Source organism: Haloarcula sp. MBLA0163, assembly GCF_055632435.1.
Window position 1 is genome coordinate 274,499 of record NZ_JBVMVV010000004.1, and the last position, 16,786, is coordinate 291,284.

Genomic DNA, 16,786 nt, shown 5'->3' on the forward strand with positions numbered 1-16,786 from the left:
GCAGTTCGGCGGGGTATGAACCGGTTTTCCGACGGGTTTTTCGACGGGAGTATTTGCCGAATACTGATATTTCGCGGGGGAAATTATTTCAGCGCAGTCGTGGAACTACGATTGCACCGTAGGGTATGTACGAACACATATTAATTCCGTACGATGGGAGTGCTGAATCGAAAAAGGGGGCCACACACGGTATCGAACTCGCGGCCGAACTCGGATCGACCGTTCACGCCCTCTACGTCATGGACCTCCCCGGCGTCCCCCGGGCGATGTCACTACGTGACGACGAGGAAACAATCCGTCAAGAGTACGAGGAGTACGGCGAAGAAACACTCGACGAGATAGCCGAAGTCGCCGCCGAATATGGCGTCGAGTGTGAGCGTGCGCTCCGGACCGGCACGCCGAGCGAGGAAATCGTCGACTACGCGGAGCAGGAAGGCCTGGATGTAATCGTGATGGGCTCTGCGTACCGGGGTAAGATAGGATCGATACTCGGCGGGACGACGGACAAAGTGGTCCGGACAGCAACAGTCCCGGTCATCACACAGCGGATGGAGATGGACGAGCTGTAGTGCCAGAAACGTGACGTTGTCGGACTCTATTTTTACCTGAGGCTCAGGTGTCGATGAGCCTGGTCTCCCGCAGATAGATGACGAGGCTCGCACAAAGGAAACTGAACCCCGCTATCCGTAGGTCGCCGTTCGACATCGCAAGCAACGCCGTTCCGATCAGCAGGACTGCCAGACCCGCCGCGACGGTCGCTGCCAGATTTGCCATAGAGACGAGATGGTCGGCTGATAAATAAAGGCACCCGGAACTCGGTGTCAGGTCAGTACGAGTGCTTGAACTCCCAGTGATACCGGCAATTGTGGCAGGTCGCCCACTCTGGGACGTCGAACGCCTGTGGGTGTCGCTGACCGTGTTCCATCTGCTCGCCGCACACTGGGCAGACGAAGCACTCTACCTCCAGTTCGGGGAACTCTTCGTGAGTGAACTCGGCGACACAACGAGGACAGTCGATGTCTGCACGCGGGTCCGTGTGGTCGATGTCGGCACTGCAACGTGGACACCGGACAATCGCCGGAGGTCGATGTCCCCACCCCACGTCGCCATCGATGGTGGTCGTGTGTGTCTCCGGGCTCGAGAGCCGGAAACTGGTGGACTCGGGGTCGGCCCGCAGTGGATCGACAATCATCTCGAAGGCCGCTCTGAGCCGACCAAACACGACCTTCAGGAATTCCTTCATTATTGGTTACTAGAGGTTCACCGTCTTAATTCGCGTTGGTCGACACCATCGATGGCGGCTCGACCGAGGACTGCTACCGAAGCCGGCACGATTTCACGGTCGAATCGGGCGAGGACGAGAGAGCTGTGCGCAAATGGAGCGGGTGAGGTACGGATTAGTACGTTCCTACCCGTAGTATATAGGCGAAGTTTTAATATATTCCACTCGTTTTTTCGGGGTGAGGTAGTCTAACACACCACGGAGGCTCGGACACCGATGGCCAGACTACCGGTCCGACGTTTGTCGAACCGCTACGATGGCCCGGTGAGCATCCCAGAGTCGGCCGAGACGACGTCTTGGCCGAGTGCTCAGACGAAATGGGGAATCGGGCGGAGTGAACGACCCGACTCGAAGGGAAACCGAGAATGAAATCACACGTAACGCGGATACGCACGACGGGGGTAACGTATGTCAGACAGTGACGATACTAGTGGAGCGATGTCCGACGGTCTTCAGGTAGAGCTGTTCCACCCTGAGTCCGACCGGGAACCCGGAGACACCAACATACAGCGGTTTGGGTTCGACGTACATCCGATCGTCTTCCCGGTATCGCTGGTCATCATCGTCGCCTTCGTCGCGGCTACGATCGGTCTCGGCGAGCAGGCGTCGACGGTGTACACGAACATATTCAATTTCATCAACGGAACCTTCGGATGGTTCTACATCCTGGCGGTGAACCTGTTCATCGTCACGATACTGTACTTCGCCATCAGTAAGTACGGGAACATCAGAATCGGAGGGGTAGAGGCGGAAAAGGAATTCAGCGACTTCTCGTGGATGGCGATGCTGTTCAGCGCAGGCATGGGTATCGGACTCATGTTCTTCAGTGTCGCCGAACCGATGTGGCACTTCGGTTCCAGCGCCTCGGACTTCATGGTCGTGCCGCCGACTTTCGGCGCTGAGGGCGGTACAGCGGGCGCGGCCAGTGCAGCGATGGCACAGACGTTCTTCCACTGGGGATTCCACCCGTGGGCCATCTACGGACTGGTCGGCCTCGGACTGGCGTTCTTCTCGTTCAACCGTGGGCTCCCACTGACGTTCCGGTCGATTTTCTGGCCGCTCCTCGGTGAGCGTATCTACGGGTGGCCGGGCCACGTCATCGACCTCGTGACCGTCTTCGCGACCCTATTCGGCCTGTCGACGTCGCTGGGCCTCGGGGTGGCACAGGTGAACACCGGTCTGTCGTACGTCGGGGGCGATATCCTCGGGCTCGTCAGCGTCCCGACGGGGACAGTGCCACAGGTGATACTCATCGCGATTATCACCGGCATCGCGACGGCTTCGGTCGCGGCAGGGTTGGAAGGTGGCGTCAAGCGCCTCAGTACCCTGAACCTCTACCTGATGTTCGCGATGCTCGCGTTCCTGCTGGTGGTCGGTCCGACCGTGTACATCTTCGGGACGTTCGCCGACGGGCTCGGTGCCTACCTCGGCAACTTCCTGACGCTGTCGTTCTTCACCGGCACCATCGGTGGCTCTGCAGCTCTGGGCGGGTACACCGTCAAGGGCTGGATGGGCAGCTGGACCGTGTTCTACTGGGGCTGGTGGATCGCGTGGTCGCCGTTCGTCGGGATGTTCATCGCACGCATCTCGAAGGGACGCACCGTTCGTGAGTTCGTGCTCGGCGTGCTGTTCCTGCCGGCCATGTTCTCGTTCCTCTGGCTGGCGACGTTCGGCGGCTCCGCACTGTGGGTCGAACTCATCGGAAGCGGCGGTATCGCCTCTGCAGTTGCGAATCAGGGCCAAACCGTCGCGATGTTCGCGATGTTGAATCAGTTCCCACTGGGGGCCGTCACGGGCCTGCTCGCGACGTTGCTCGTCGTCACCTTCTTCGTGACGTCCTCTGACTCGGGGTCGCTGGTCGTCGACCACCTGACCTCCGGTGGCAAGCACGACGTGCCGAAGGTCCAGCGGATCTTCTGGGCAGTTACGGAGGGCGCTGTCGCCGCGACGCTCCTCATCGGCGGCGGTCTCGGCGCCCTGCAGACGGCCGCGATTACCACCGGATTGCCCTTCGCGGTGATCCTCTGCCTGATGTGTTACACCGTCTATCTGGGGCTGGACAACGAGTACGAGATTCTCGAATCCGAACAGTTCCAGGAGCGCATCCAGGACATGACCGCCGAAGAAGAGGTCGACATCACCAAAGCCGGCGGCGACGTCGTGACAGACGTCAAAGGCGGTGCGGACGCCGAAGGTAGCGACTGACTCTTTTTCCGTTTCCTCTTTCGGTCCGAGCTCGGCGGATAGTCGGTGGTACATCCACACCCCGAAACAAATAGTACAGTTCCACACCGTGGGCCTACTTTTAGAAGGTTCTCGATTTACTCGAGTATAAAACAACGATTAGTCTATTTTAGCCGTCTCGATGAGGACACTTGAACGTGTGTCATATAGAATCTCAGGATTGACCATGGGCCCTGAAAATTGAGGAATGCATGCGGACGATACGCACCACCGTACAACAGTTCGTCGACGAGCTCGACCTCTCCGTGTTCGGGGTCGGGTTCTCGGTATCGTTGCTGGCGATTCTGGTGTTCTTCCTGAACCCGGAAGCGTCGGCAACGCGGATGGGAGAGATAAACGAGTACCTCTGGACGGAGTTCATGTGGGTCTACGTCGGGACGATGTTCCTGATGGTCGTCTTCAGCCTGTGGCTGATGTTCGGCCGATGGGGGTCCATCAAGCTCGGGAAGCCCGAGGACGATCCCGAATTCAGCCTCCTCTCGTTCTTCTCGATGATGTTCTCGGCCGGTATCGCGGCCGGCATCGTCTTCTGGGGGCCTGCAGAGGCGCTGAGTCACTACGAGACCGTGCCTCCGCTCGTCGGAGCCGACCCAAAGACGCCGGCAGCAGCCGTCGGTGCTATCCAGTACACGCTGTTTCACTGGGGGATTTCCTACTGGGTTCCGTACCTGATCGTCGCCATTCCGATAGCCTACTACGCGTTCCGGAAAGACGCACCGATGCGCGTCTCGACGCTCATCGCGCCGTTCGTCGGGGTCGACAACCTCGATGGGTTCTGGGCGAAGACGATCGATATTCTCGCAGTTTTCGCGACGATCGGCGGCATAGCGACGACCCTCGGTTTCGTCGGCAAGCAGTTCCTCACGGGACTCACCTACACCCTCGGTGTCTCGCTGGGTGACGGGGGGACAGTCCTGATGATAACTGGGCTGACGGTGGCGTTCACCGTCTCCGTCACCCTCGGCGTCAAGAAGGGCATCGCCAGGGTATCACTGTTCAACATGGTCGTCTTCGCACTGTTAGCCGCCGCTACCTTCCTACTGGGCCCGACGAACTACATCATGAACACGGGCCTGCAAGCGGTCGGGGGCTACTTCGGTCAGTTCCTGACGATGAGCCTCTACACCAACGCGGCTGGCACCGGTGAATGGGTCGGGAATTGGACCGTGTTCTACTGGGCATGGGTTTTCTCGTGGGCTCCGTTCGGCGGGCTGTTCGTCGCCAGGATTTCGAAGGGACGAACCATCCGGCAGGTCGTGGCGACGGCGCTCGTCGGTGCGACGGCATCCACGATTCCGTGGTTCCTGACGATGGGCGGGAGCGCCATCTACTTCGAGCGAAATAACATCGCACCGATGCTGGAGATGGTCGACCAGTACGGCGTCTCAGTCTCGGGGTTCCCGTTGTTCGCCAGTCTCCCGTTCGGTGAGGTGTTGGCAGCAGTGTTCATGCTACTGGTCGTGACGTTCTTCGTCACCTCCGCGGACTCATCGACGCTCGCACTGGGGATGCTCACGACGGGCGGCAAGCAACACCCATCGACGGTCAACCGGGTCATCTGGGGCGGCCTGATGGGCGGGCTCGCCTCACTGCTCATCGTCGGCGGGGGCATCAGTGCGCTCCGTTCGTCTGCCATCATCACCGGCTTCCCGTTCGCACTCATCTCCGTCGTCGCCATCGTCGGCATGACGTTGGAGTTCCAGTCCGTCCGACCGCTACTGCGCGCCGAACGGGACCAGCGGGTTGCCAAATCAGGTCGCTCGGTGGCCGGCACCGACGACGATTAACGGTCCTCAGTAGTACTTCCAGTCGTCCTCGTCAGACCCTCGCCTGACCCCGTCCTCCCCCTCCTCGTCGTCCTCCATCTCGTCCGGCCAGCGGATGCCGTCGCCTGCGAGGCTCTTGTAGGCGAACGCACCGAACGCGACGAGGAGCATGAGTAAGACGAGTGCACCGATGGCGCCGATGAGTTGTGCAGCGACTTCTCCGAAACCGAAGTCGAACGGGAGTTGGAACAGGAGCATACAGGAACCTATGGGCCCCGAGGGTTTCAGAGTTCGTAGGGCTATGCCGGATCGGCAGGGGGGCCGCTCCCGTGAACCCAGCGGCGGGCCGGTCCGCCGAGGCCGATAGCAGCGATAGCCAGCCAGACGGCCACACTCAGCACGGCTGGGAGGACCAGCCAGGCGAGGGCACTTACCGCCCCCACACCGACCAGTCCGGCCCAGGGGTCCCGCCCGCCGAACGATTCGGTAATCCAGACGCCGACGACGGCGAATCCGAGACCGCCAAGCGAGAGGAGTGCGACGGCGAAGACGACGGCACCGATGACGGTCAGAACCCCCGTCCCGATCCCGAGGTTCGCGAGTTGACTGAACGCATAGACGACGAAGAACGTCACGATACCGAATGCCATCAGACCGTACACGACGGCGGCAAGCGGCCGCTCGCTGGAAGCCTCGACGGCCCCGTCGAGGCGGCCGCCACCCCGATAGATGACGGCACCACCGAACAGGATTGTCAGCAGGAACGAGACCGCGGCCCGAACCGGCGGGGACGCCTCGGTGACCATCGACACGTCGAACGCCTGTATCGGGAGTGGCGAGGGCGGCCCGAAGAGTGGAAAACCGATAGCTGACGTGGTGGCTGCTAGCATGGTACGGGATTTCGGGAGGGCCTGTGAAAAACTGTCGGTCGGTGTCTTGCCCTGCACAGCCGTCGGTGCCCGGGCTAGACGTCCCTGGCCGCCGAGACGGTACGCACCGCGGCTGCGTTCTCTTCGACGTCGTGGACCCGAACCACGTCGACGTCTCGCTCGGCGGCCATGGTCGTCACCGCGATGGTGGGCGGTAAGCGGTCGCCACTCGAACAGTCGACACGTTCGAACATCGACTTCCGAGAGTGGCCGACCATAATCGGGCACCCGAGGGCCCGCAGTTCTGCGAGGCGGTCGACCAGCGCGAACGATTCGGCCGCGTCCTTGCCGAACCCACATCCCGGGTCGACGATAATCTGCTCCCTGGCGATACCCGCCTGTTCGGCGAGCAGGACTTGCTCGCGGAGGTCCGAGACGACATCCGCGACCACGTCGTCGTACGTCGCTGTCCGGTCCGGATCGACGGGGGCCGACAGGCTGTGCATGAGTATCAGCGCCGCGTCGTGGTCGGCGACCACGAACCGCATGTCGGGATCCGAGAGGCCCGAGACGTCGTTGACGATGTCCGCTCCCGCCTCCAGTGCGGCGTCAGCGACGGCCGCCTTCCGGGTGTCGACAGAGAGTGGGACGTCGAGTGATGAGAGCGCCTCGATGACCGGGACGACGCGATCGATCTCCTCGGCTACTGGAACTGGGTCGGCGCCAGGACGTGTGCTCTCACCACCAACGTCCACGATGTCCGCACCTGCCGCGATCATCTCCTCGGCTCGTTCGACAGCCGCGTCGAGACGATTGTACTCACCGCCGTCGTGGAAACTGTCGGGTGTGACGTTCAGTATCCCCATCACGGCAGTCCCCTCGGTATCGATAGCAGGGGCCGCTGTGGGGCCCTCGAGTACCGCACCGAGTTGCTCCGCGAAGCGGCCGAGACCGTGGCCCTCCTCTTCGAGTGTACTCGCAAGAGCACGTAGCTGGTTCGGAGCGCCGGAGAGCGTCGTCGAGACCAATTTCTCCGGCGCGTCACGGTCGGTTCGCACACACGTTCCGCCGATCGCCTCCAGACGGTCGCCGACGACCGCCGCCTGTTGAGGCCTGAGGGTTGTCGAGAAGACACGGCTGTCGACGCCGTCGGCAGTCCGACCCCCGTCGGCTCTGGCCGACAGTGTCACCGAGCTAGACGGGCCGGCGTCTTTGGGCACGACCGTCCGCGTCCAGCGGTCCCGCGCCTCCGCGACGGCGTACAGCGACCCGGCGACGAGGACGCAGTCGGACTCGTCGGCGGCGGCTATCGCTCGCTCGGTCGCCTCGGGGACGGAGTCGATAGGCTGGACGGCCTCGGCGTGACCGTCGAGGGCGTCGACGAGCGTCTCGACGGACGCCGCCCGGTCGACCGCGGGACGTGTCGCGTAAGCGGTATCGACGGCCGGGAGTTCGGCCACCATATCGCCGATGTCCTTCCCACCCATGGCAGCGAAGACGAGGTGGAGGTCGTCGTAGTCGTACCGTGAGAGCAGGTCGGAGAGCGTCGCTACGGCGCCGGGATTGTGTGATCCGTCGAGAACGACCAGCGGCTCCGTCGAGCGGACTTCGAACCGGCCGGGCCAGGTCGCCTTTCGTAACCCGTCCGCTATCGTCTGCTCGTCTACCGACGTGACCTGTCTGGCGAGCGTCGCCGCGACACCCGCGTTCGTCGCCTGATGCTGACCTAACAGTTTGAGGTTCGTCTCGACGGTCCAGTCCGGCCCGGTTATCGAGACGCGATTCTCGACCGGCGACGACATGCCCGTCTCCACTGCGGAGACGTCCGCAGCGTCGTCACCGACTCGTATCACGTCTGACTCCGAACGGATGGCCGCAAGCGCTCCACCAGAGGTTCCAGTAACGAGCGGTCGGTCCGCGGGCGCGACCTGCGCTTTATCACGAGCGATTTCCTCGACAGTGTCACCGAGCAGGTCGGTGTGTTCCAGGCTGACGCTCGTAACGGCACTCGCGACTGGGTCGACAGCGCTCGTCGCGTCGTATCGGCCACCGATGCCGACTTCGAGGACGGCGACGTCCACCTCCTCGGCGCCGAAGTGATACAGTGCCAGAGCGGTGAGGACTTCGAAGTGCGTCGGCATGTCGTCGTCAGCTCGCAACCGCTCGAGACAGGGGTCGATTCGGTCGACGAACTCCGTGACCCGCGCTTTGGGGACCTTCCGGCCGTTGACCGTCACCTGCTCGCGGAAGTCGTTCAGGGCCGGCGACGTGAACAAACCTACGTCCAGGCCGGCGGTCCGCAGGACGCTCTCCAGCATGCGGGCGGTACTCCCCTTGCCGTTCGACCCCGCTATCTGGATGCAGTCGACGGATGCCTGTGGAGTCCCGAGGTGTGAGAGCATCCGCGCCGTCGTCTCCGTCCCGAGTTTGGGACGACGGCGCTGTAGTGACTGCAGATAGTCGGCAGACTCGTGGTACTCCATAGCACATATGGTCGGCTTCGGCCTGATTAAGCTATCGCCGTCCCACGGAGCATGGTCAAGCGCGTGATTTATTGGCACGGCCCCCCAGGCGGCGTGCATGACCGTGGAAGCGACGGCCAACCTCGCCAGCGACCAGCCATACGTCACCTCCTTCGACGCGACGGTGCGTGCCGTCGACGGATGTGACGTGACGCTGAACCGGACGTACTTCTACGCCGAGGGCGGTGGACAGCCGGCGGATAAGGGTACACTTGCCGGCGTCGACGTCGTCGACGTCCAGAAACGCGATGGTGAAACGGTCCACACCCTCGCCCAGCCACCCGAAGTCGACGTCGGCGAGAGTGTAAGCGGCGAGATAGACGAGCAGTTCCGGACGTACAGCATGCGGGCACATACTGCGAGTCACGTGGTCTACGGCGTCGGCCGGAGACTGTTCGACAGTCATGGCTACGGTGGGTTCGACATCGGTGAAGATAGCATCCGCCTCGACTTCGACGCCGAGGCGGACGCCGACGAGGTCAACGCGCTTACCTTCCAGCGGATGGCCAACGAGGCAGTCTGGGACAGTCGGTCGGTGGAGTGGTACGAGATGGACGTGGAGGAGGCCCGAACAGACGACGACATCGTGTTCAACCTCGGTGACGCCGACCCGACGGACAGCGTCCGAATCGTGGAAATCGAGGGCTGGGACATCTCAGCCTGTGGGGGCACGCACGTACGGAGTACGAACGAGATCGGGCCGATCGAGGTCGTCGACGTCTCGAACCCAGGTGCAGACCTCGTGCGCGTCGAGTACGCGGTCGGACCCGCGGCGATTCAACGGCAGTTGAACCGGCGGCGGAGTGCGTCTCGGGCCGCTGACACGCTCGATACGAGCGTCGCGGACCTCGCACGGCGGGCACAGGGACTGTTGGAGGAGAAGAAGTCCTTACAGGCCGAGGTCGATGACCTCCATGAGCGACTGCTGGACGCCCGCATCTCGTCGCTGGCGGCCGACACCATAGCCAAAGGGGGACAGGAGTGGCTGGTCGGCACTGTCGACGGCGTCGGACCGAACACTGTCGCCGACCGCGTGGGAGCGCTGGACGACGACATGGCGGACGTGGTCGTCCTCGTCGGGCGAGACGGGGGAACGTTCGTCGTCGTCGGTACGAGCGGTGAGACGGACGCCAACACCGTGATTGACGACGTGACGGGTGAGTTCGGCGGGGGCGGTGGCGGGCAACCTACGCTGGCCCAGGGAGGCGGCCTCGACGCCCGACCCGATTCGGTCGTCGAATATCTTCGGAGTGACTGATGTGAGCCCACCCCGGTACCTCAATCTCGTCACGTTGCCTGACAGACACGACGAGCGAGAAACGTAGCTACGAACACATCCTATCCCCCACTTGTCAGCTACACTAACATTATTACGGTGGTGCGGGGAAGGTGCGGGTGAGATGTCTTTAGACGACGACCCACAGGACCCGATTCCAACGGACTACGATATCGCACAGGCGACCGACATGGAGCCGATCTGGGAGCTCGTAGAACCGTGGGGTCTCGGTCTCGACGACCTCCAATACTTCGGAGAGTACACCGCGAAGGTCAAACACCACGCCATAGACCGCCTCCGTGAGAACGCCGAGAACAAGGAAGAGAATCTGGTACTGGTGACGGGCATGACGCCGACGCCGAAAGGCGAGGGTAAGACCGTCACCACAGTCGGTCTGGGCCAGACCCTCAACCATCTGGGCGAGGACGCGATGATTGCCATCCGAGAGCCGTCGCTCGGGCCCGTGTTCGGCGTCAAAGGTGGCGCAGCAGGTGGTGGCCGTTCACAGGTGCTCCCGATGGAGGACATCAATCTCCACTTCACCGGTGACCTGCACGCACTGACGGCGGCACACAACCTCATCGCGGCGATGCTCGACGCGCGCCTCTCGCAGGGCAACGACCTCGACATCAACGTCAACGACGTCGCGTGGAAGCGCGCACTGGACATGAACGACCGCGCGCTTCGTGAGACGGTGGTCGGCCTCGGCGGCGAGAGCGGTGGTACTCCGCGTGAGGACGGCTTCAAGCTGACGGCGGCCTCCGAGTTGATGGCTGTCCTCTGTCTGGCGTCGGACCTCGAAGACCTCAAGGAGCGCATCTCGCGTATCATCGTCGCCTACGGCGAAGACGGCGAGACCATCACCGTCGACGACATCGAGGCGACGGGGCCGGTCACGATGCTCCTGCGCGACGCGATCAAGCCCAACGTCGTCCAGACTATCGAGGGAACGCCCGCGTTCGTCCACGGGGGTCCGTTCGCGAACATCGCCCACGGGACGAACTCGCTCATCGCCGACAAGGCCGCCTTCGGCATGGGCGACTACCTCGTCACAGAGGCCGGCTTCGGGTCGGACCTCGGCGCCGAGAAGTTCATGAACATCGTCTGCCGGTTGGGCGACATGACCCCAAACGCCGTCGTCCTCGTGTCGTCGGTCCGGGCGCTGCAGTACCACGGGCTGGACCAGTGGCCGGTCGACTTCGACGAGATCGACGAGTCCGGCGTCGACGCGGTCGAGGCCGGCTTCGAGAACCTCGACAAGCACGTCTCGAACCTCCAGAAGTTCGGCGTCCCGGTCGTCGTCGCTCTCAACCGCTTCCCGGACGACACCGAAGAAGAGGTGCAGGCCGTCATCGACCACTGTGAGGAGGACCTCGGGGTCAGAGTCGCTGAATCCGAAGTGTTCGAGAAGGGCAGCGAGGGTGGCGAAGACCTCGGCAACCACGTCATCGACGCCGTCGAGGAGAGCGACGAGGACGAGTTCGAGTACCTCTACGACGAGGAGGCCCCCATCAAGGAGAAGATAGAGACCGTCGCCACCGAGATCTACGGAGCCGACGGTGTGAAGTTCACCGGGGGCGCACTGGACGACATCGACCGCATGCAGGACCTCGGCTTCGACGACGTGCCGGTGTGCATGTCCAAGACGTTCCACTCCTTCAGCGACGACGCCAGCAAGAAGGGCGCTCCGGAGGGCTGGGAACTGGAGATTAGCGAGGTGTACCCGTCGGCCGGTGCGGGCTTCATCGTCGCACTGACCGCCGACGCGCTGACGATGCCGGGACTCCCCCAGCGACCGGCCGCCGCCGACATGGACATCGACGAGGACGGTAACATCTCCGGTCTGTTCTGAGAGGCACGGTCCGCCGCTTCAGCTCTTGTCTGTCCCGAGACGTGTTTTCACTGCCGGTAGGGTGGCTCACCCGCTCAGTTCAGCGTGCGAGGGAGTCGGAGTCGTGCGCCGAATCGGACCCGGAAAAACACTGCCCGGCACGCTTCTGGACCGTCCTTTAATTGTCCAGAGAATAGTGGAGGGGGGTTCTTCCACGACTGAGTGGAATCAATCCGTGTCGGTCGCGGGGAGAGCACCGCGTCTCGAACTCGGAGAGCAGACCATGACACCGTTAGCTGGATTACTACTCCAGTCGGGAGCCGAAGTGACCCGACCAACGTTCTGGCGCATCGGGCCGATAGGAAAAGTGCTGTTCTACTATCTCGCTGCCCTCGCCGTCGGCGTCTTTCTCGTCGGGAGCTACCAGCGCCTCCAGCAGTACAGGGCGGGTCGACCGGAATCGTTCCCGCGGCTCGACGAACTGCCCCACCGCGTCGTCACCGCCGCGAAGACGACGCTCTCGAATCGGTCGCTGTTCGACGGAGACGTCGTCGCCGGATTGATGCATGCGCTGATTATGTGGGGGTTCTTGACGCTCCTCGTAGCGACGACGATTCTCGGCATCGACATGGACCTCTACCGCCCGTTGACCGGAGATTCCTTCTTTACCGGACAGTTCTACCTCTCGTACTCGCTCGTCGTCGACGCGATGGGGCTCCTGTTCGTCGTCGGTCTGGGCGTCGCTATCTATCGAAGATACGGTATTCGTACCGAACGGCTCTGGGACCGCCACACCGGACTCGAGGACGGAGCGTTCGTCTGGGCGCTGTTCGGACTTGGCGTCGGCGGCTACCTCACCGAGGGTGTTCGCATCCTCGGGCAGTCGTTCCCACCGTTCGAGACGGTCAGTTTCGTCGGGTGGGGTGTCGCCGTGGCTCTCGAACAGGTGGGCGTGACCTCGGACGCCGCGGCGACGGTCTATCCGGCCGTCTGGTGGGCCCATTCGCTGCTCGCGCTAGCCTTCGTCGCGGCGATTCCCATGGGAAAACCGTTCCATATGCTCGCATCTTTCGCCACCGTCGTCACACGCGACGAGGACGCTGGCAGACGGCTTCCCGGCATTCCAGCGGACATCGAGGCGACGAACGCGGAGTCGATAACCGATTTCTCGTGGCGGGAGCTCCTCGACCAGGACGCCTGTACGAAGTGTGGCCGGTGCTCCTCGGTCTGTCCCGCGAACGCTTCGAGCCGTGACCTCGACCCACGCAACGTCGTGCTGGACCTGAAGCAGTACCGCGAAGCACGTGAGGCGGGTGCGGAAGCGGTCCCCATCGTCGCCGACGGGAAAGAGAGCGTCGTCGACGCCAGGACGATGGAGTCGTGCATGGCCTGCATGGCCTGTATGGACGCCTGTCCCGTCGACGTCGAGCATCTGAAGTCGTTCACGCGGCTGAACCGCCAACTGGTCGACGAGGGTAACGTCGACCCGAACCTGCAAGACACATTCCAGAACGTGATGCGCGAGGGCAACACCCTCGGCAACCCGCAGCGTGAACGCGCCTCGTGGACGGAGGAGCTGACGTTCGACATCGACGACGCCCGCGAGACGGAGGTCGAGTATCTCTGGTACGTCGGCGACTACCCGAGTTACGACGAGCGGAACAAGAGAGTGGCTAGGTCGCTGGCGACGCTCTTCGAGCGGGCCGACGTCGAGTACGGCATCCTCTACGAGGACGAGCAGTACGACGGGAACGACATCCGTCGGGTCGGGGAAGAGTTCCTCTTTCTCCAACAGGCCGGTCACCACGTCGAGACGTTCGCGGACTGCGAGTTCGACAAGATAGTCTGTACCGACCCGCACTCGTTCAACACCTTCCAGAACGAGTATCCAGAGGTCGACTTCGAGAAGTTCGCAGACGACCCGATGATGGCTGTCGACGTCGACGGCTCGTGGGACGGTGCACCGGTATACCACTGGACACAGGTCGTCGAGGAGCTGGTCGAGTCGGGCGCACTCGCTCTCTCCGGCGACGAACTCGACTACACTGTGACGTACCACGACCCGTGTCACCTCGGCCGGTACAACGACGAGTACGAAGCGCCACGTGACCTCATCGAGGCGACGGGGTGCGAACTCGTCGAGATGCCGCGCAACCGCGACGACTCGTTCTGCTGTGGCGGTGGTGGCGGCGGGCTCTGGCTCGATTTCGACGACGAGCCGAAGCCCAGTGAGGAGCGCCTTCGCGAGGCGCTGCAGGACACCGAGGCCGCTGCCGACGTCGAGAAGTTCGTCGTCGCGTGCCCGATGTGCCTGACGATGTACGAGGACGGCCGGAAGACCGGCGGCTACGAGGACGACATCGAAGTCGTCGACGTGGCCGAGCTGCTCGTCGAGGCGGTCCAACAGCGATCCGCAACCGAGACGCCAGCCGTCGCACAACCCGCGGACGGGTAGCCAACCCTCACCAGTCTCTGTTCGCTCGTACCTGTGACAGCGCCTCCTCGGCGGCCGCCTCTATCTCCGCCGACCGCCGTTCCATCTCCGCGACGAACTCCGGGTCCTCTATCGTCCCGAGGTTCGCGTGGACGGTAGACACGGAGGCTTCGAGCGCCGCGTGTGCGAACAGTGCGCCCGCGACGGCATCGGGGAGGGCGACGGGCGTCCCTTTCGCCGTCACCCTCTCCGCGTCGTTCAGAACGTCGAGACAGGTCTCGGCAGTCTCTAGCGGGACTGTCGTCGACTGTTTCGCAGCCGTCTGTATTCGGTCGGAGTCCTCCGACTCGAACGCCGCCTGCACTCGCTCGACCGCCTGTAAGTCGTCGTCGGCGAGTTCGAGTAACCGACTCCGACTCGTGGCGAGGCTCTCCCGAAGGTCGGCCATCTCGTCGGCGACGGCAGCGTGGTCGTCCGTCCCGAGGGTGTGTATACAGACCATCTCACAGAGCGCCGCACCCACCGCACCGCCGAGGCCGGCAGCAGCACCGCCGCTCGGCGTCACTGTCTCCGAGGCGATGCTGTCGAGGAACTCCCCGATGGTCCGGTCGGCGAGGGTCATGGACGCCCTCCGTGAGTCGGTCGATGCGCCGCGGAGAGCGACCGACGAGTGCTATCCGGATATAGACGCCCTGCGGTCCAGTAGCAATGCACAGGCGATTTTCATGGCGCCCAGTCCTAACTGTTACGCTGAAAGTGTTCGGGCGGGGCCCGATGTCAGTGCTCCCCGCCAAGCGCCGCGTTCAGTTCGGGCACGACCTCGTGGAGGTCACCGACGACGGCGTAGTCGCCTTTCTGCATGATTGCGGCTTCCGGGTCCGTGTTGATTGCCAGAACGTTGTCGGCCCCCTTGCAGCCGACCATGTGCTGGACCGCGCCGCTGATGCCACAGGCGACGTAGAGGTCAGGGCTGATCTTCGCGCCGGTCTGGCCGATCTGGTCGTCGTGCGGTCGCCAGCCCTCGTTGACGGCGGCCCGCGACGCGCCGACCGTACCGCCGAGGTGGTCCGCTAGCGTCTCCAGTATGTCGTAGTCCTCCGGCCCGCCGACGCCTCGGCCGCCGCCGACGACGACCCGGGCCTCGCCCAGAGCCACGCCGCTCGTCTCGGACTCCTCGACCCTGTCGACGCTGACGCGGAAGTCCGAACCGTCGAGTTCGGGGGTGAACGGCTCCACGGTCGTGTCGGCGACGGTGTCGGCCTCGGACGGCGAGAACTCGTGTTCTGCGGCCGTCAGCAGTTTCGTCTCGCCGTCCAGTACGGCGTGCTCCACGAGGCTCCCGCCCCACCGCTGTCGGGCCAGTTCGTACGTCTCTCCGGCCTCGACGTCGGTACAGTTCGCGACTACGGGGAGGTCGTGCTTCGCTCCGAGGTGGGCCAACACCTCCTGTCCGCGGTCGGTCCCCGGAGCCACGACGGCCTCCGGGTCGACGGTGTCGACGAGCTGGCCGACGCTCTCGGCCCACGCCTCGGGTGCATACGTGTCCAACCGCTCGTCGTCGGCAAGGTGGACCGTCTCGACGCCGTAGGTGCCGAGACGGTCGGCAGTGGCCGCTCCTTCGGCACCGAAGACGACGGCGTCGAGTCGGGATGCCGTGTCGGCCGCTAGTTCGCGGGCCAGCGTGAGCGTTTCGAGCGACGCTTCCGTCGGGGTCCCGCCGGTGTGTTCGACGAACGCGAGTATCATCTCAGGTCACCTCCAGTTCGTTTTCGAGGAGGTCGACGATGGCCGGGACTGCGTCGACGCCCTCGCCGAGTACCTCCGCGGCTCCCTCTCCGGTATCCGGGGCCTCGAGTCGGAGTTTCTCGATACCGCCGTCGAAGTCGCCGGACGACGGTTCTCGGCGCCGAATCGACTGCTTGCGTGCCTGCATCTTCGCGCGCATCGAGGCGTAGCGGGGCTCGTTCACACCTTCTCTCACGCTTACGGCCGCCGGGAGGTCCAGTTCGTACACCTCCATGCCACCGCTTACGTCGCGCTTCGCGACGACCGTGCCGTCGTCGACGTCGAGGTGCGAGACGCCCCCGACGAACGGGACGTCGAGCGTCTCGGCGACACGCACGCCGACCTGATGGTTCCCGGCGTCGGCCGACTCGTCACCGAACAGCAGGAGGTCGAAGCCGAGGTCACCGTCCGCGTCGTCCCGCACGGCGTCGGCTATCGCGGCCGCCGTCTCACGTGGTCGCCACTCTTCGCCGTCGGTCTCGAGGAGAACGGCGTCGTCTGCGGTCATCGCCAGCCCAGTCCGGAGTTGTTCCTCCGCGTCCGGCGGACCGAGCGAGAGTACCGTCGCGGTGCCTTCGTGGGCCTCTGCCTGTTGAATCGCCGCCTCGATGGCACACTCCTCGTGTGGTGATATGGTGAACCCGAGGTTGCTGGCGTCGATGTGCTGGTCGTCGTCGGTCAGCGTTATCTTTGCACCCGTATCCGGGACTCGTTTGATGCACGCTAGCGTGTCCATGTCGTAGCTCCTCCGTTGTCGAATAGTTCTACCATACCGTT

14 protein-coding genes are annotated in these 16,786 nt (G+C 63.5%); 6 read left to right on the forward strand and 8 right to left on the reverse strand.

Features of this window, described 5'->3' with window-relative positions; all coding sequences use genetic code 11:
• Positions 1-125: 125 nt before the first annotated feature.
• Positions 126-569 (forward strand): universal stress protein, encoded by a 444-nt coding sequence (locus ACV7GQ_RS20000; RefSeq protein WP_470313435.1) that lies wholly within the window; start codon positions 126-128, stop codon positions 567-569.
• A 43-nt stretch (positions 570-612) separates the two neighbouring features.
• On the opposite strand, the gene ACV7GQ_RS20005 is transcribed toward ACV7GQ_RS20000, so the two are convergent.
• Positions 613-774, reverse strand: coding sequence for a hypothetical protein (locus ACV7GQ_RS20005; RefSeq protein WP_470313436.1), 162 nt, complete (start codon positions 772-774; stop codon positions 613-615).
• 52 nt (positions 775-826) lie between these two features.
• Positions 827-1,243: a hypothetical protein gene (locus tag ACV7GQ_RS20010; protein WP_470313437.1), complete on the reverse strand. Its 417-nt coding sequence runs from the start codon at positions 1,241-1,243 to the stop codon at positions 827-829.
• Positions 1,244-1,690: 447 nt separating this feature from the next.
• Here ACV7GQ_RS20010 and ACV7GQ_RS20015 point away from each other — a divergent pair, with 447 nt between their 5' ends.
• Positions 1,691-3,487, forward strand: a complete 1,797-nt coding sequence (locus tag ACV7GQ_RS20015) for a BCCT family transporter (RefSeq protein WP_470313438.1) — start codon at positions 1,691-1,693, stop codon at positions 3,485-3,487.
• A 230-nt stretch (positions 3,488-3,717) separates the two neighbouring features.
• A complete protein-coding gene (locus tag ACV7GQ_RS20020; RefSeq protein ID WP_470313439.1) occupies positions 3,718-5,313 on the forward strand; it encodes a BCCT family transporter in 1,596 nt (531 codons plus the stop codon).
• A 6-nt stretch (positions 5,314-5,319) separates the two neighbouring features.
• Here the strand turns inward: ACV7GQ_RS20020 and ACV7GQ_RS20025 are convergent, their stop codons facing one another.
• From ACV7GQ_RS20025 to folP, 3 genes are all read right to left on the reverse strand, one after another.
• The gene (locus tag ACV7GQ_RS20025; RefSeq protein WP_470313440.1) at positions 5,320-5,550 is read right to left on the reverse strand and encodes a hypothetical protein; all 231 of its coding nucleotides are present in this window, start codon (positions 5,548-5,550) and stop codon (positions 5,320-5,322) included.
• Positions 5,551-5,591: 41 nt separating this feature from the next.
• On the reverse strand, positions 5,592-6,182 hold the full coding sequence (locus ACV7GQ_RS20030) for a hypothetical protein (protein WP_470313441.1): 591 nt from the start codon (positions 6,180-6,182) through the stop codon (positions 5,592-5,594).
• A gap of 74 nt (positions 6,183-6,256) precedes the next feature.
• A complete protein-coding gene (gene folP, locus ACV7GQ_RS20035; protein ID WP_470313442.1) occupies positions 6,257-8,644 on the reverse strand; it encodes a dihydropteroate synthase in 2,388 nt (795 codons plus the stop codon).
• A gap of 97 nt (positions 8,645-8,741) precedes the next feature.
• Here folP and ACV7GQ_RS20040 point away from each other — a divergent pair, with 97 nt between their 5' ends.
• From ACV7GQ_RS20040 to ACV7GQ_RS20050, 3 genes are all read left to right on the forward strand, one after another.
• Positions 8,742-9,941 carry an alanyl-tRNA editing protein gene (locus ACV7GQ_RS20040; protein WP_470313443.1) on the forward strand — a complete coding sequence of 400 codons (1,200 nt, stop codon included), beginning with the start codon at positions 8,742-8,744 and terminating at the stop codon, positions 9,939-9,941.
• A 142-nt stretch (positions 9,942-10,083) separates the two neighbouring features.
• Complete coding sequence (locus ACV7GQ_RS20045; RefSeq protein ID WP_470313444.1) at positions 10,084-11,811, forward strand: formate--tetrahydrofolate ligase; 1,728 nt, start codon at positions 10,084-10,086, stop codon at positions 11,809-11,811.
• Positions 11,812-12,073: 262 nt separating this feature from the next.
• Positions 12,074-14,245 carry a (Fe-S)-binding protein gene (locus ACV7GQ_RS20050; protein WP_470313445.1) on the forward strand — a complete coding sequence of 724 codons (2,172 nt, stop codon included), beginning with the start codon at positions 12,074-12,076 and terminating at the stop codon, positions 14,243-14,245.
• A gap of 7 nt (positions 14,246-14,252) precedes the next feature.
• Here ACV7GQ_RS20050 and ACV7GQ_RS20055 read toward each other — a convergent pair whose 3' ends face one another.
• The 3 genes from ACV7GQ_RS20055 to ACV7GQ_RS20065 all read right to left on the reverse strand — a co-directional run bounded on the left by ACV7GQ_RS20055 (position 14,253) and on the right by ACV7GQ_RS20065 (position 16,745).
• Complete coding sequence (locus ACV7GQ_RS20055; RefSeq protein ID WP_470313446.1) at positions 14,253-14,846, reverse strand: cyclodeaminase/cyclohydrolase family protein; 594 nt, start codon at positions 14,844-14,846, stop codon at positions 14,253-14,255.
• Between the two features lie 155 nt (positions 14,847-15,001).
• The gene (locus tag ACV7GQ_RS20060) at positions 15,002-15,970 is read right to left on the reverse strand and encodes an electron transfer flavoprotein subunit alpha/FixB family protein (protein ID WP_470313447.1); all 969 of its coding nucleotides are present in this window, start codon (positions 15,968-15,970) and stop codon (positions 15,002-15,004) included.
• Position 15,971: 1 nt separating this feature from the next.
• Positions 15,972-16,745: an electron transfer flavoprotein subunit beta/FixA family protein gene (locus tag ACV7GQ_RS20065; RefSeq protein ID WP_470313448.1), complete on the reverse strand. Its 774-nt coding sequence runs from the start codon at positions 16,743-16,745 to the stop codon at positions 15,972-15,974.
• Between the last annotated feature and the right edge of the window lie 41 nt (positions 16,746-16,786).

Bases quoted from the DNA above. Each gene is read 5' to 3' on its own strand.
- ACV7GQ_RS20000 (WP_470313435.1), top strand. From the start codon at position 126: ATGTACGAACACATATTAATTCCGTACGATGGGAGTGCTGAATCGAAA.
- ACV7GQ_RS20005 (WP_470313436.1), bottom strand. From the start codon at position 774: ATGGCAAATCTGGCAGCGACCGTCGCGGCGGGTCTGGCAGTCCTGCTG.
- ACV7GQ_RS20010 (WP_470313437.1), bottom strand. From the start codon at position 1,243: ATGAAGGAATTCCTGAAGGTCGTGTTTGGTCGGCTCAGAGCGGCCTTC.
- ACV7GQ_RS20015 (WP_470313438.1), top strand. From the start codon at position 1,691: ATGTCAGACAGTGACGATACTAGTGGAGCGATGTCCGACGGTCTTCAG.
- ACV7GQ_RS20020 (WP_470313439.1), top strand. From the start codon at position 3,718: ATGCGGACGATACGCACCACCGTACAACAGTTCGTCGACGAGCTCGAC.
- ACV7GQ_RS20025 (WP_470313440.1), bottom strand. From the start codon at position 5,550: ATGCTCCTGTTCCAACTCCCGTTCGACTTCGGTTTCGGAGAAGTCGCT.
- ACV7GQ_RS20030 (WP_470313441.1), bottom strand. From the start codon at position 6,182: ATGCTAGCAGCCACCACGTCAGCTATCGGTTTTCCACTCTTCGGGCCG.
- folP (WP_470313442.1), bottom strand. From the start codon at position 8,644: ATGGAGTACCACGAGTCTGCCGACTATCTGCAGTCACTACAGCGCCGT.
- ACV7GQ_RS20040 (WP_470313443.1), top strand. From the start codon at position 8,742: ATGACCGTGGAAGCGACGGCCAACCTCGCCAGCGACCAGCCATACGTC.
- ACV7GQ_RS20045 (WP_470313444.1), top strand. From the start codon at position 10,084: ATGTCTTTAGACGACGACCCACAGGACCCGATTCCAACGGACTACGAT.
- ACV7GQ_RS20050 (WP_470313445.1), top strand. From the start codon at position 12,074: ATGACACCGTTAGCTGGATTACTACTCCAGTCGGGAGCCGAAGTGACC.
- ACV7GQ_RS20055 (WP_470313446.1), bottom strand. From the start codon at position 14,846: ATGACCCTCGCCGACCGGACCATCGGGGAGTTCCTCGACAGCATCGCC.
- ACV7GQ_RS20060 (WP_470313447.1), bottom strand. From the start codon at position 15,970: ATGATACTCGCGTTCGTCGAACACACCGGCGGGACCCCGACGGAAGCG.
- ACV7GQ_RS20065 (WP_470313448.1), bottom strand. From the start codon at position 16,745: ATGGACACGCTAGCGTGCATCAAACGAGTCCCGGATACGGGTGCAAAG.